The sequence below is a fragment of the Bradyrhizobium sp. LMG 9283 genome (assembly GCF_045571415.1).
Lineage (GTDB): Bacteria > Pseudomonadota > Alphaproteobacteria > Rhizobiales > Xanthobacteraceae > Bradyrhizobium.
The window spans coordinates 1,680,339-1,693,057 of record NZ_CP120691.1 but is presented as its reverse complement, the minus strand read 5'-3'; the positions used below and the strand labels follow the sequence as shown (position 1 = coordinate 1,693,057).

General features: G+C 63.3%; 12 protein-coding genes and 1 tRNA gene. 6 read left to right on the top strand and 7 right to left on the bottom strand.

Annotated elements, in window-relative coordinates; genetic code table 11:
• The first annotated feature begins 42 nt into the window (after nucleotides 1-42).
• The gene (locus tag P6U29_RS07985) at nucleotides 43-870 is read left to right on the top strand and encodes a 3'(2'),5'-bisphosphate nucleotidase CysQ (RefSeq protein WP_407117081.1); all 828 of its coding nucleotides are present in this window, start codon (nucleotides 43-45) and stop codon (nucleotides 868-870) included.
• Here the strand turns inward: P6U29_RS07985 and P6U29_RS07980 are convergent.
• Nucleotides 864-1,349, bottom strand: coding sequence for a YHS domain-containing (seleno)protein (locus P6U29_RS07980; protein WP_407117080.1), 486 nt, complete (start codon nucleotides 1,347-1,349; stop codon nucleotides 864-866). The two genes, P6U29_RS07985 and P6U29_RS07980, sit on opposite strands and share 7 nt — an antisense overlap.
• Before the next feature lie 139 nt (nucleotides 1,350-1,488).
• On the opposite strand from P6U29_RS07980, the gene P6U29_RS07975 reads away from it, so the two are divergent.
• From P6U29_RS07975 to P6U29_RS07955, 5 genes are all read left to right on the top strand, one after another.
• Nucleotides 1,489-2,094 (top strand): DUF1134 domain-containing protein, encoded by a 606-nt coding sequence (locus tag P6U29_RS07975; RefSeq protein WP_407117079.1) that lies wholly within the window; start codon nucleotides 1,489-1,491, stop codon nucleotides 2,092-2,094.
• A 121-nt stretch (nucleotides 2,095-2,215) separates the two neighbouring features.
• Nucleotides 2,216-3,514, top strand: a complete 1,299-nt coding sequence (locus tag P6U29_RS07970; RefSeq protein WP_407117078.1) for a hypothetical protein — start codon at nucleotides 2,216-2,218, stop codon at nucleotides 3,512-3,514.
• A 159-nt stretch (nucleotides 3,515-3,673) separates the two neighbouring features.
• A tRNA-Val gene (locus tag P6U29_RS07965) sits at nucleotides 3,674-3,748 on the top strand.
• Nucleotides 3,749-4,574: 826 nt separating this feature from the next.
• Entirely contained in the window at nucleotides 4,575-5,324 is a 750-nt protein-coding gene (locus P6U29_RS07960; protein ID WP_407117077.1) for a response regulator, read from the top strand.
• 1 nt (nucleotide 5,325) lies between these two features.
• Complete coding sequence (locus P6U29_RS07955) at nucleotides 5,326-6,696, top strand: ATP-binding protein (protein ID WP_407117076.1); 1,371 nt, start codon at nucleotides 5,326-5,328, stop codon at nucleotides 6,694-6,696.
• 214 nt (nucleotides 6,697-6,910) lie between these two features.
• Here the strand turns inward: P6U29_RS07955 and P6U29_RS07950 are convergent, their stop codons facing one another.
• Genes P6U29_RS07950 through P6U29_RS07925 form a run of 6 tightly spaced genes read right to left on the bottom strand, consistent with a single transcriptional unit; the run spans nucleotide 6,911 to nucleotide 12,329 of the window.
• Nucleotides 6,911-7,822, bottom strand: coding sequence for a flagellin (locus tag P6U29_RS07950; protein WP_407117075.1), 912 nt, complete (start codon nucleotides 7,820-7,822; stop codon nucleotides 6,911-6,913).
• A gap of 12 nt (nucleotides 7,823-7,834) precedes the next feature.
• Nucleotides 7,835-9,610, bottom strand: a complete 1,776-nt coding sequence (flgK, locus tag P6U29_RS07945; protein ID WP_407117074.1) for a flagellar hook-associated protein FlgK — start codon at nucleotides 9,608-9,610, stop codon at nucleotides 7,835-7,837.
• An 18-nt stretch (nucleotides 9,611-9,628) separates the two neighbouring features.
• A complete protein-coding gene (locus P6U29_RS07940; protein ID WP_407117073.1) occupies nucleotides 9,629-10,087 on the bottom strand; it encodes a flagellar protein FlgN in 459 nt (152 codons plus the stop codon).
• 15 nt (nucleotides 10,088-10,102) lie between these two features.
• Nucleotides 10,103-10,363 (bottom strand): hypothetical protein, encoded by a 261-nt coding sequence (locus P6U29_RS07935; protein WP_407117072.1) that lies wholly within the window; start codon nucleotides 10,361-10,363, stop codon nucleotides 10,103-10,105.
• Nucleotides 10,364-10,366: 3 nt separating this feature from the next.
• The gene (gene flgE, locus P6U29_RS07930) at nucleotides 10,367-11,632 is read right to left on the bottom strand and encodes a flagellar hook protein FlgE (RefSeq protein ID WP_407117071.1); all 1,266 of its coding nucleotides are present in this window, start codon (nucleotides 11,630-11,632) and stop codon (nucleotides 10,367-10,369) included.
• Nucleotides 11,633-11,663: 31 nt separating this feature from the next.
• The gene (locus tag P6U29_RS07925) at nucleotides 11,664-12,329 is read right to left on the bottom strand and encodes a flagellar hook assembly protein FlgD (RefSeq protein WP_407117070.1); all 666 of its coding nucleotides are present in this window, start codon (nucleotides 12,327-12,329) and stop codon (nucleotides 11,664-11,666) included.
• Between the last annotated feature and the right edge of the window lie 390 nt (nucleotides 12,330-12,719).

Genomic DNA, 12,719 nt, shown 5'->3' with positions numbered 1-12,719 from the left:
GGGCGAATCAATTGAGAGGGCAGACTTGCCGATGAATGAGGCATGCAGGTGAGGATCATCGATGCCGAGGCCGCATCCGGATTAATTGAGCCGCTCACCGCACTGGTGGTGAGGGCGGGCGAAGCGATCCTTGCCGTCAACCGCGCCGCCATGCGGATCGAGGGCAAGCAGGACGGCTCGCCGGTGACCGAGGCCGACCTCGCCGCCGATCGCATCATCGCCGACGGCCTCGCGCAGCTCGCGGGCAACGTTCCGACGCTGTCGGAAGAGCGGACCCAGCTCGCCGCCCCGCCGTTTCAGGGCAGCTTCTTCCTGATCGATCCGCTCGACGGCACCAAGGAGTTCGTCGCCGGCCGTGACGAATTCACCGTCAACCTCGCCCTAGTAACGGAGGGCGTGCCGCTGCTCGGCATCGTCAGCGCACCCGCGCTCGGACTGCTCTGGCGCGGCATCATCGGCCGTGGCGCCGAGCGGGTGAAGTTCAACGGGGTAACCATCGGCGCGGCCGAGCCGATCCACACCCGAACGCTGCCGGCACCGGGCGAGCCCTGGATCGCGGCGGTGAGCCGCTCTCATGGCGACCCCAAGAGCGAGGCGTTCATCGACAACAGGCCCAATGCCGTCAGGAAGACCTGCGGCTCGGCCGTGAAATTCGGCCGGATCGCGGAAGGCAGCGCCGACATCTATCCCCGTTTCGGGCCGACCTCGGAATGGGACGTCGGGGCCGGCTGCGCGGTCGTGACCGCGGCCGGCGGCAAGGTGACCGACGGCAAGGGCGGCGAACTCCGATTCGGCCAGCGCAGCGACACGGGCTTCATCATCCCGGAATTCATCGCCTGGGGCGACCCGCAGGCGGCAGGCTGCTACTGACCGAGCTGTTCCTGAAGAGTCGGCCAGCGCTTGCCCACCTCATAGAGGAAGCGCTCGGGATCAGCGACGAAGGCGTCGCGATTGGCTTCCCGGCTGAATAGATAGAGCCGCTGCGCCACGATCGCGAAGAAATGCGGATTGCCGGCGATGGTGACACCGCGAGCGATATCGGCGGGATCATAGCCGCCGAATTGCGGACCATAGATCTCGGGATGAGCCAGAAAGGAGGCCCGGTTGCCCTCGTTCCGGAAGCGCCAGACCGCACCCCAGAGATTCGTCTCGAACTCCGCCGTCCCCTGCACGGCCCTGCCAACAACGAAATAAGCGACGGGGTCGAAGCCCTCCATGGCGATGCCGGTGAAGCGGTTGACGACGATTCGTTCAGTGGTGGTGGCCGCTGCCGGCGACCCCGGGCAGATGATCCAAATGCCCGCCAACAGGCAGACGAGGCGGCCGATCAAGGCAATTCCGGGGCGCAAAGGGCTATCTTCCTGCCGTTGTGCCGTCATAGTTGCTGCGGATAACATCCGAGTCGAGGGGACATTCGGCGCAACCTAGAGCCGTGCCTGTTGGCGTCAGGTTAAGGAAGCGATCGGATTCGGTACCAGGGGTTCTTTTATGACTTTCGCATCACGCCTTGCTGCGCTCGCGCTTGCCGCGATGATCGGCTGGATCGTGCCGGCCTCCGCCCAGCAGGCGCCGCCGCCCAATTTGCCGCCGCCGCAGCGAGCCCCGTCACCCAGCACCTATGGGCCGGACGAGCTCGTCACGGCCGGCCACCGCTTCTTCGGCAACGTCTCGCGCGGACTCGCCTCGATCATCGAGAAGGCGGTCAGCCAATGGGGCCTGCCGAACGGCTACATCCTGGGTGAGGAAGGCTCCGGCGCCTTCGTCGCCGGCCTGCGCTACGGCGAAGGCACGCTCTACACCAAGAATGCCGGCGACTTGCGCGTCTACTGGCAGGGCCCCTCGCTCGGCTTCGACTGGGGCGGCGACGGTGCCCGCACCATGACGCTGGTCTACAACCTGCCCGCCACCAACGCGATCTACCAGCGCTTCGCCGGCATCGACGGCTCGGCCTACATCATCGGCGGATTCGGCATGACGGCGCTCACCGCCAACAACATCGTGCTGGTGCCGATCCGCTCCGGGCTCGGCCTGCGGCTGGGCGCCAATATCGGCTATCTCAAATACACCCCGCGGGCGACCTGGAACCCCTTCTAGGTCCTCGCCCTTCCGTCCGCCAACGGATCAAGGTTAACGATAGAGCGGGGCTGGCTTTTTGCCGGCCCGCCATGGCATTGTCGTTGGTAAATTTTTCCTTAGCTCTGGGGAGTTCTGGCCCATGGTCGAACCGATCATGTACCTGGCGATCGGTTTCCTGCTCTCGATGCTGTGCGGGCTCGCAATCGTGCCGCTGGTGCATAACCGCGCGGTGCGCCTGACCACGCGCCGGCTGGAGGCCGCAACCCCGCTGTCGATGGCCGAGATCCAGGCCGACAAGGACCAGCTCCGCGCCGAATTCGCCATGTCGGCGCGGCGGCTCGAGATGAGCGTCGAGCAGCTCAAGAACAAGACCACGAGCCAGCTCGCCGAGCTCGGCAAGAAGAGCGACGCCATCAACCGCATGAAGATCGAGCTTGGCGAGAAGAACGCCACGATCTTCGCGCTCGAAGCGCGCGAGAAGGCAATGAAGGAGCAGCTCCGCGCCACCGAAGAAGAATTCGCCGCCAAGACCGAAGCTTTGCGCGCTGCTGAGAATGCGCTGACCGACAAGCAGCACGAGCTCGCCAAGATCAACTCCGAACTGTCCGACCGCTCGATGATGGCGGAGAGCCGCCAGGTCGAGCTGCTCGCGGTGCGCGCGCAGATCGAGGAATTGAAGAACCGCGTCGGCGATGCCGAGAAGGAATTTGCCGCGACGCAAGCGCGCCTCGCGCAGGAGCGCACCGACTCCGAGACCGCCTCGCGCCAGCTCAGCGAGGCCCGCGGCCGGGTCGAGAATCTGAGCCAGCGCGTCACCGAGCTCGATCGCCAGCTCATCGTGCAGGTCAAGGAGGCCGAGATGCTGTCGGGCCGCGTCGCCGACCTCGAAGGGCGCCTTGCCACGCAGGGCAAGCTGCTCGCCGAGCGCGACTATGAGAACAACCAGCTGCGCCAGGCCAACGAGGCCAATGAGCGCACCATTAAGGAGCTGCGTGTCGAGATCGCCGCCCTGAGCGGCGGCAGGTCGTCGGCTGCCATGGAATCGCTGCGCGCGGAAAAGACCGCGCTGGAGGAGCAGCTCCGCACCGCACGTGACGAGCGTGCCAAGCTCCAGCGCGACATCAACGCGATCCAGCAGCAGGCGGAAAGCTCCTGGGCGACCGAGCGGATGGAGAACGCGCTGCTGCGCGAACGCATCAACGACATCGCCGCGGAAGTGGCAAAACTCGCGATGCAGCTCGAAGGCCCGAACTCGCCGATCGAGGCGCTGCTGGCGGCCGAGGCCGGCCAGCCGCCGAAGCCGGCGCCACGCCCGGCCAACGATGCCGCGATCAATGGCGCGGCCGCTACCACCCTGCCCGAAGGCGGCGGAACGCTCGCCGAACGCATCCGCGCCCTCCAGGCCCACGCCTCCCGCGCCCGCCAGCAGGGCGCGTAACCGGGCCAAAATCCGGCCTCCCTTGCAGATTGCGCGACCTGCCGAAGGTTTTCCGCCCCCGCGCCGCCTGGAAACTTGACACCTTCGGCCGGCACTTCTAAATCGCGGGCTCCGATATGCTGGCCGGCCGAAAGGTCCGGCCGCCTGCATGATGGTCCCGGGCGCATAGCTCAGCGGGAGAGCGTTCCCTTCACACGGGAGAGGTCCAAGGTTCGATCCCTTGTGCGCCCACCATTTCAATGACTTGCCCCGCAAATTCCCCGATGTGCCCTAGAAATTCGGTCCTACGGAGAGCAGCTGGTTAGACCGGCGGGCAAAATCGTAGTGAGGGAAATCATCCACACGGAGCGCTGTTTCTCGCGAAGGGTGAACATGCAAACACGGAGTAGTCGCATGCGACGGATGCTGATCGAGCTCCAAGCCCGTTTCCCATGCGCCCACCGTCGACAGCCCGGAGCCGACGCCGGAATGAAGCTCAATTTTGAAGTGGCAAACGCTTAAATTTGCCCGCGCCAGCGCGGCCCGGTTCGACGTGCTGATTGTGGTCGCAGCTTTCAATGACCGAAAAGGATGAAGCTGCGATCAGCACTTGGGCGATCTTTTAAATCGCGGCCGCAACCGAGGAATTGGAGCCGCTTCCGCTGACGCAATGCCGCGGGCCTGCACTCATTAGAATTCAGCAGGCCATCGCCCGGCACTTTGACCAGACCGACGTCACGTCCGCATAGAAAATAGTGGGAAGGCGCATGCGTTCGCTACATCGCTTTACCAACTATATCTCGGAAGCTCTGTTTGCTATCGAAGAGCGATTTTGCTTCCCAAATGCCGTCGCTTGCGCCCGATCCCCGTGACGCAAAGGTCCATATCGACCGTTTGCGCCTGCTGGGCTCTATGGGGTTTGCGGCGTTTCGTGGCCGACCACGGCACAGTAAGGTTAGGCCTCTCGATGAGACCTTGCCGCTCCAAGGCCCGGCATTACCGGACTGTCGAGATCGCGTCCAGAAACAATCTGAAACAAGATTCTTCGCCATTTGGCCCGAATCTTGGACAAATAAATCGCATGGCCAATCCCAATATTCTTGTCGTCGAGGACGACCGCGAAACCCGGACGTTGATTGCGAAATACCTGCGCAACAATGCCTGCAACGTCACGGCCGTGGGCGACGGCCGCGAGATGTCGCGCGCCATGGCCGACCACCGGGTCGATCTCATCATCCTCGATGTCATGCTGCCCGGCGAAGACGGTCTCAGCCTCTGCCGCAAGGTCCGTTCGGAAGCGCAGACGCCGATCATCATGCTGACCGCGCGCGGCGAGGACGTCGACCGCATCGTCGGTCTTGAGATGGGCGCGGACGACTATCTGCCCAAACCCTTCAACCCGCGCGAGCTGCTCGCTCGCATCAACGCAGTGCTTCGCCGCCAGGCCGCCGCTCAAGCGGCGAGCGCCGTCCAAGGCGCGAGCACGCTTGCCTTCGAAGGCTGGCGCATCGATCTGCGCCTGCGCGAATTACGCAATCCGGATGGCGCGCGTGTCGCGGTAACCAGCGCCGAGTTCGATCTCTTGCGCACGTTCTGCGAGCGGCCTGGCCGCGTGCTGTCGCGCGACAGCCTGCTCGACCTCACGCAAGGGCGCGATGCCGGCTCATTCGAACGCTCAATCGACGTGCTGGTCAGCCGCATCCGGCGCAAGATCGAGCCCAATCCGCAGGATCCGACCATCATCAAGACGGTGCGCTCCGGCGGCTATCTGTTCACGCCCAGAACCGAAGCGGTGGGCACACAGGCGGCCGCGGCGGTCTCGAGCGGCTGACATGCGGCTTTTGGGATTTTTTCATCTCAGGAGCATCAGCGGTCAGATCGCCGCGCTCGTAGTGGTTTCGATCCTCGCGCTGCATCTCATCATCACCGCAGGATTTCTGATCACGCGGCCGGACCGCGCGACGGCGCCGCCGGACAGCGAGCATGAGTTCGTCACTGCTGCGCGCCTCTTGTCCGCGGCAAGTACCAGCGAACGGCCGCGACTTCTCGCGGACATCGCACGCGCCTTTCCGGAGCTACGGGTCGAGCACATCGCGCCCGGCTCCGCCGCAGCCGTCGGCGGCATCGAAGCTCCGCACCTGCACGGCGTGCACCGCCTTGTCGGTGAGGGTTACAAGGTCGTCGCACTGGCCCTGGACGGCGGCTCGTCGCGGATCGGCATCCAGCTGCCCGACGGTGCGATCATCGCAGGCCACGTCGAACGAGGACGGCCGCCCAGGTTGTGGGGCAATCCCTGGATATCGACCCTGCTGTCTGCCGTGATCAGCGTGACGCTGCTCGGCGTTTGGGCTGCGCATGCGCTGGCGGCGCCGCTATCGTCGTTTGCCAAGGCCGCCGAGGATTTCAGTCTCGATCGGGCGGCCGAGCCGCTGCCCGGGCGTGGACCCGAGGAGATTCGCTCGGTCGCGCGCGCGCTCAACCGCATGCAGGAACGGATCGCGCGGCTGATGTCGGATCGCACGCGGATGCTCGCCGCGATCAGCCACGATCTGCGTACGCCAATCACGCGGCTGCGCCTACGCGCCGAGTTCATCGAGGACGAGGGCAACCGCAAGCGCATGCTGATCGACCTCGACCAGATGCGCTCAATGCTCGAATCCGTGCTGTCGCTCTTGCGCGACGACCGCAAGATCGAGGCCGTGACGCTAGTCGACATCGCGAGCACGCTCCAGCTCGTTGCCGACCAGTTCGGCGACATGGGCCATGTTGTGCACTATGACGGGCCAGCTTCCGCGAGCGTCGTAGTACGGGCCGACGATTTGCATCGCGGCGTCACCAACCTCGTTGAGAACGCGGTGCGATTCGGCGCAGAGGTGAAGATCCGTCTCAAGATATCGGGCACAAGACTCGTCATCGACGTCGAGGACGACGGTCCCGGCATTTCGGATGCACGCAAGCAGGAGATGCTGGAGCCGTTCGTGCGCGGCGACGATGCGCGCACCATGGACGACTCCACCGGCTTCGGGCTCGGCCTGTCGATCGCACGTGCGATCGCGATCGCCCATGGCGGCGAGCTATCACTGCATGATCGCGAGCCAAAAGGATTGATCGTTCGGATACAAATGCCGGTGAAGGAGCGAACGTCCGGGGTAGCGTCAGTGTGCGATCGACCAGTTCTCGATCGAGAGAGCCTTCTTTCTTGATCGACCTCCAGCCCGAGCGGGACCGCTTCCACTTTTCGTTTAGATTCATATTTGCTCATTGAGCATTGGATCTAGCTCCCTGGAAGGGCTCTGCACATCCGGTCGAGCCCCGGCGCCGCCCTTTATTACCGAACGACCCGGGGGATTGGACCGAAATCGAGTTCGGAATTGACACGGCGCTCCGGGAGGCGCGAAGCTTCCACAATGCCCTATTTCACTTCAGATAACTCGCAAGATTGAGGCTCAAGATCTTCCCGAGAGCAGAATAGGACGCCGTGAGCTGGGTCTGGTAGGTCGACAGCTGCGCAGTGATGGCGGCGACGTCGATGCTGGTCAGGTTGTTCGACAAGGTCTCCGCGTAACTCTTGTAGTCGGTCTGGCGAGTGCTCGCGGTCTCAATCGAGGACGCCGACCTCGACAGCTTTGCCTGCACGGCGGCGGTGTCGTCGAGCGCCGTGCTGGCGAGGTCGAGCGCTCTGGTGATGTCCGACGAGGACAGCGTGGTGCTGTTGGCGACGAACTTCAGGACCCGCATCACTTCCTCGAACGCCGAATTGTCGGCGGTGACGCCGTAGGACACGGTCTCGTCGGCCGCAACCCGCACCGAGGCAATCTCGTCATTGCCCTTGTAATAGCTGGTATCAGCCGTGGTGGTGGAACCCGTGCCCGACGAGAAGCTGGCGAGATCGACCGGCGCCGTGTCCGTCTTGCCGCCGGCAAAGACATATTGACCGTCATATTGCGTGTTCATCAGCGACCCCATCTGCTCCAGCATCTGCTTCGCAGACGAGATCACCGAATTCGTTTCGGTCGAGCTTCCGGTCGAAGCCGCGCTGAGCTGGGAGCGGAGCTGGGTGATGATGTCGGTCACCGAGCCGACGGCCGAATACATCACCTGGACCTTGCTGTCGGCCAGCGTCGCCGCATCGATATAGGACTGCGCGCGTGTCACCGAGACCTGGAGATTGACGACATGCTGCGCGTTCGAGCCGTAGCCGCCGAAATCGGTCGAGACCACGCCCGAGGACTCCTGGACCTGCTCATTCGCCATGACCGTCTCCACGCGCATCGCGTCGGCGATCATCGTGTTCGACTGGGCGAAGGTGGCCACCCGCATCGCGACCATAGCCGGACCCTCTTACGTCGACTGCACGGCGGTGAGCAGCGCCGAGTACATGGAGTTGATGGCCTGGATCAGCGCCGACGCCGCTGAATATTTGTTCTGAAGCGTGCTTAGATTGGCCGATTCTTCGTCGAGGTTAACCCCCGACTGCGACGACAGCGAGCTCGCATAGGTCGACTGCGCGGTCTCCTTGGCGGTGTAGTTGGTCGACGCCTGTGAGGACTTGCTCGCGACATCGGCCACGATAGCCGAAGCATAGTCGGCAAACGATCCGGTGGTGGCGGCGAGCCCCCCGGTAGAGGAAAACGTCCGCGACGCCGTCAATGCGCTGGAGAACGCATTGACCACGCTCGCCGATCCCGACGTCAGCACACTGCTGCCGACCGTGAGGCTCGACGAGGAATCCAGCGTGGCGAGCTGCAGCTCGCTGGTTCCGGACAAGATGCTGCTGTTGACCGCGATATCGGACGCATTTGTTCCGGTCACGAGCTCGTTGAGACCGAAGTAGTTCGAAAACCCCTCGTTCGAACTTCCCACCGAGCTCGTCATCTCATTGATGGCGACGCCGTTGCCCGAGCCGGTCGCCGTGATCGAGAGATGGCCGTTCGCATCGATCGAAGCCGACATCCCGGAGATGCCATTGATGGCCGTCACGAGGTCGCCGACCGTCGAATAGGACGACAGGTCGAGATCGCCGTATGAGAGCAGATTTCCGCTCTGGTCAGTGACGGCAAGGCGCACCGTGCCGGTGGCTGATAGGGCCGTGCCACTGGTGACGCTGCTCGAACCGGTCAGGGTGGTCGGCGCCGGCACCGAGGAGGCGCTGTTCGAGACGGCGTTGACCGCGGAAGCCAGCTGCGTTGCGAGCTGGTCGAGCTGGGACTGCGCCGCCGGCAGGGTCTTGTCGCGGAGCGTGATCAGCGCGCCGATGTCGCCGCCTGATATCTGCGAGGTGATGTCGACGCTGTTTACCGTGATCGCGCTGAATCCGCTCGACGAGGAGCCGGCCGTGTAGGTCGTCGACGACGACACATTGGCTGCGGCCGTGTAGCTGATCTTGTGCGCCGAGCTGTCGACCAGCGCCTGTCCGGTCGTGGTGTAGACCTGGAGATCGCCGTTCGACGCAGTGTAGTAGCTCACGTTCATCTTGGAGGCGACGTCCTGGAGCGCAGTGTTGCGCTGATCCTCCAGGTCGGCCGTTGACTGGCCCGCCGCGGCCGTCTGCTTGATCTCTGCGTTCAGGTCCGCGATGTTCTGCAAGTCCGTGTTAACGTCGTCGATCGAGGACGAGATGTCCTGGTCGGCGTTGGAGCGCAGCTTCTGGATGCCGCTGGAGGTCTCCCGTAATTGGCTCGTGACGTCGTCGAGCGCGCTGACGACGTTGGACTGCAATGAGGCGCTACTCGGTGTGCTCGCAAGCGATGACAGCGCGGATTCCAGCGAAGCGATACTATTGGCGAGCGAGGTCCCGGTCGATGAACTGCTGGTGCTGCTGGTTGAACCATAGAGCTTTTCCAGCGAGGTCAGATAGGTGTTGGTCGTGTCGGCCGAGCCAAGATCGGAGTCCGCACTGACCAGCGACTTCAGCAGCAGCTTGTCGACCGTCGAGCTGATGCCCGTCACCGTGACGCCGGTGCCGACGCCGTTGGTGACGCTGCTCGACTGGTTCGCGGTCTTCCTGGTATAGCCCGTCGTGTCGGCGTTCGAAATGTTCGACGACGTCACGCTGATCTGCACCGACGTGGACGACAGGCCGCTGAAGGCGATCGATCGTGCGATATCGAGCGACACGGCGGGCTCCCAGAATCGTCAGGCGCTGCGGCTTGTGCCGCTGGAAACGGCGCGGGCGGCAGCAACGCGGCCGGAGGCGCCATAGGGCGATACCGCGGCGATCTGCTCGCGGATCGCCTGCATGACGGCCTCGATCCGACGGTTGCTGGCCTCGATCGCCGCGCGCAGGCGCACCAGATTTTCGTCCATCGCAGCGCGCAGTTTCAGGATCCGCTCCAGTAGCTGTTCGCGCAGGATCGGGTCACGCACGTGCAGGCTGGTCGTTCCGGCCGCGCATTCGGCCACCGTTCGCTCGAACAATTCTGCCAGCCGGTTCTTTTCGTCGACCTGCTTCAGGCGCGAAGCCGGGAGGCCCTTGGAAAGCTCGGCATTTTCCTCCGCGACCAGTGCGGTCAGGACGTCGATCAGCGCGATCAGCGACTTGATCCGCGGGTCGCCGTTTGCGGCATTGGCTTTCTTGGGTTGAGTAACACTCATGGTCGTCGCCTTCTTCTAATTATGCCGCTTGCCGCGGTGGACCTGCGAGTTGCGCAAATACGCACCGATCGCGGTCGTCCTGGCGGTCGCTTGCCTCATCTCGCTTTCGACCTCGCCGCATTTCTTCAGCAGGCCGCTACGGGTCGTCTCGATATCGTCGAGTAGCGCGAGCAGCTGCTTGTAGTCACTTTCCTTGATCGTTGCGGCCCGAGCGACCAGCCGTCGCAGTCGACGTAGCAGTGCTTCTCCGGCTGCGCTCGCCTTCTCACCGGGCATCGCTCACCTCATCGCCGAGATCAGGGTGTCGTACATCTTGTTGACGGTGGAGATGACCTGGGACGCGGCGGAATAGGCCTGCTGTGCCGAGATCATGTTGGAGAACTGGCTGGAGGTATCAGTAGTCGAGGATTCAAGCTCGCTGCCGTAGATCGTGCCCGCGCCGTTCTCGCCGGAGGCCTGCAATGCGGCGTTCCCCGACGTCACAGTCGCTGAGTAAAGGCCGTCGCTGGCAGCGGAGAGCCCGGTCGGATCGGCAAAGGTTGCCACCGCGATCTTGTAGATCGCGATGGTCTGGCCGTTCGAATATGTGGCGTCGACCACGCCGTTCTTCCCGATCGAAACGCTGGACAGCTTGCCGTAGGAGAGGCCGTCTGAGTTGATGCTGGTGACGTTGACAGTCGGCGTCGTCTCGCCGGAAGCATATTGCGTTAGACCGTCGGTCTTGCCGGCGGTGCCGAGATTCATCGTGATTGTGCTGTCCGTTGCGCCATCGGTCCAGCCTGTGACCTTGACGGTTGCGGGGCTCGGGCTGGTGCTGGCCAGCGAGCCGTCACTGTTGAAGGTTATTGCGATCGAGCCCGCGGCCGTGCCGGTCGCTGTTGTGGTATCCGATGTCGAGGTTGGATTGGCAAAATTTGCATTCCAGGTGTTAGTCCCCGTCTTGGTCCAGGTAACCTGCATCGAATTCGCGGCACCGAGTGAATCGTAAACGGTCATCGAGCTGGTGTAGGTGTCGCCGGTCGCGGCATCCGACGGCAGATTGGCGGCGATCGTGGTTTTGGTGGTGGCGCTGCCGCTGGTCGAGGCGATTTGGGTGTTGATGGCTTGGAGATTGCTCGCCGACTCATTGCCGACGACGTTGCCGTTTGCGTCGGTGCGCCAACCCTCCAGGTAGCTGCCATTGTTCTCGAGATAACCAGCATTATCGGTCGAGAAGGCACCGTTGCGGGTGTACGAGGTGGTGCCGCCCGTCGTGGCGCTGGTCACGACGAAGAAGCCCGAGCCCTGGATCGCGACATCGGTGGCGTTGGAGGTTGCGGCGAGCAGGCCTTGCTGCGTGATGTTGGCGCGGCCCGAAACGGTGACACCGCCGGAGGCATAGGACGTCGTGTTGCTCGATGCGGTGACGAGGTCGTCGAACATCGCCGACGTCGTCTTGTAGCCCGTCGTACTGGAATTGGCGATGTTATCGCTGATCATCGACAGGGACTGACTCTGCGCGCTGAGCGCCGAGATCGCCGAGGACAGTGCACCGGTGAGACTCATGATGAAACTCCAGAGAAATCGTGACGAAAGATCACGACGTGACGCCAATGATGTTGGCAGCGCTGACGGAGACGCCGTTCACGGTCAGCGACGGCGTTGAGGTCGACGTGTCGATACCCGTGACCGTGCCGGTGACGGTCGTGTAGTTGAGCACCGAGTTGCCGGCCGAATCCGTCGCCGTCACCGAAATGGTGTACTGGCCGCCGTCGGTGAGCTGGGTGCCGCTGGAATTCTTGCCGTCCCAGGTAAAGCTGTTGGAGCCGGCATTGCCGGTCCCTGTGCCGGTATAGACGGTGTTACCCGAGGAGTCCTTGACTGTGATCGAAACGTCGGAGGCGGCCGACGACAATGAGTAGCCGAACGTCGCCGAGCCGTTACTCAGCGTCGACGTGTCCGTCTTCGCCTCGACGGTGTGGCCAATATAGTTGACCGAGTTGAGCGTCACGAGGCTCGAGAACGAGCTCGAAAGCGAGCTTAGACTGGAGTTGATCGACTGCTGGGAGCTGAAATTGGCGTAGGAGGTGAGCTGATTGACGAGGTCGGTCGTCGAGGTCGCATTCAGCGGATCCTGGTTCTGGAGCTCGCTGACGAGCAGGTTCAGGAAGTCGCTGGACGTCAGTGTCGACGAGGACGACTTGCTCGACGAGGACGTCGTCGTGGTTGCAGTCGTCGCGGAACTCGTGGCGGAAACTGTCATCAGAAACTCCGGTTTCCTGCGCTGCCACCGACGGGATGCCGATCGGCTGCACTTGAAATCTGTGTGCTGATGAAACGCGTGGACGCGCGGATTCAGGCGAGGATTCGCGCGTTCGAATATGGCTTTCGACACGGCAGAATCTGCCGTGTGTGAGAGCTAGAACAGCGATGAGTTTTCAGCCGGATTGTTGCAGCAACTGCGCTGCGCCCCCTCTCCCCGCTTGCGGGGCGATGGTTGGGGTGAGGGAGAGTCTCCGCGCAGAAGGTGAGATTTGGATTCCCGGAGAGTCCGGCCTCACCCGGAATCCAAGCTACGCCAGAATTCCGGCCTCTCCCAGCAAGCGGGGAGAGGCGAAAAAGTGACGCGTTCCGTTATGGCATAGAGGAAGAG

What these genes read in the sequence shown, in the direction of transcription:
- P6U29_RS07985 (WP_407117081.1), top strand. Translation starts at nt 43, where the DNA reads ATGCAGGTGAGGATCATCGATGCCGAGGCCGCATCCGGATTAATTGAG.
- P6U29_RS07975 (WP_407117079.1), top strand. Translation starts at nt 1,489, where the DNA reads ATGACTTTCGCATCACGCCTTGCTGCGCTCGCGCTTGCCGCGATGATC.
- P6U29_RS07970 (WP_407117078.1), top strand. Translation starts at nt 2,216, where the DNA reads ATGGTCGAACCGATCATGTACCTGGCGATCGGTTTCCTGCTCTCGATG.
- P6U29_RS07960 (WP_407117077.1), top strand. Translation starts at nt 4,575, where the DNA reads ATGGCCAATCCCAATATTCTTGTCGTCGAGGACGACCGCGAAACCCGG.
- P6U29_RS07955 (WP_407117076.1), top strand. Translation starts at nt 5,326, where the DNA reads ATGCGGCTTTTGGGATTTTTTCATCTCAGGAGCATCAGCGGTCAGATC.
- P6U29_RS07950 (WP_407117075.1), bottom strand. Translation starts at nt 7,822, where the DNA reads ATGGTCGCGATGCGGGTGGCCACCTTCGCCCAGTCGAACACGATGATC.
- P6U29_RS07940 (WP_407117073.1), bottom strand. Translation starts at nt 10,087, where the DNA reads ATGAGTGTTACTCAACCCAAGAAAGCCAATGCCGCAAACGGCGACCCG.
- P6U29_RS07935 (WP_407117072.1), bottom strand. Translation starts at nt 10,363, where the DNA reads ATGCCCGGTGAGAAGGCGAGCGCAGCCGGAGAAGCACTGCTACGTCGA.
- flgE (WP_407117071.1), bottom strand. Translation starts at nt 11,632, where the DNA reads ATGAGTCTCACCGGTGCACTGTCCTCGGCGATCTCGGCGCTCAGCGCG.
- P6U29_RS07925 (WP_407117070.1), bottom strand. Translation starts at nt 12,329, where the DNA reads ATGACAGTTTCCGCCACGAGTTCCGCGACGACTGCAACCACGACGACG.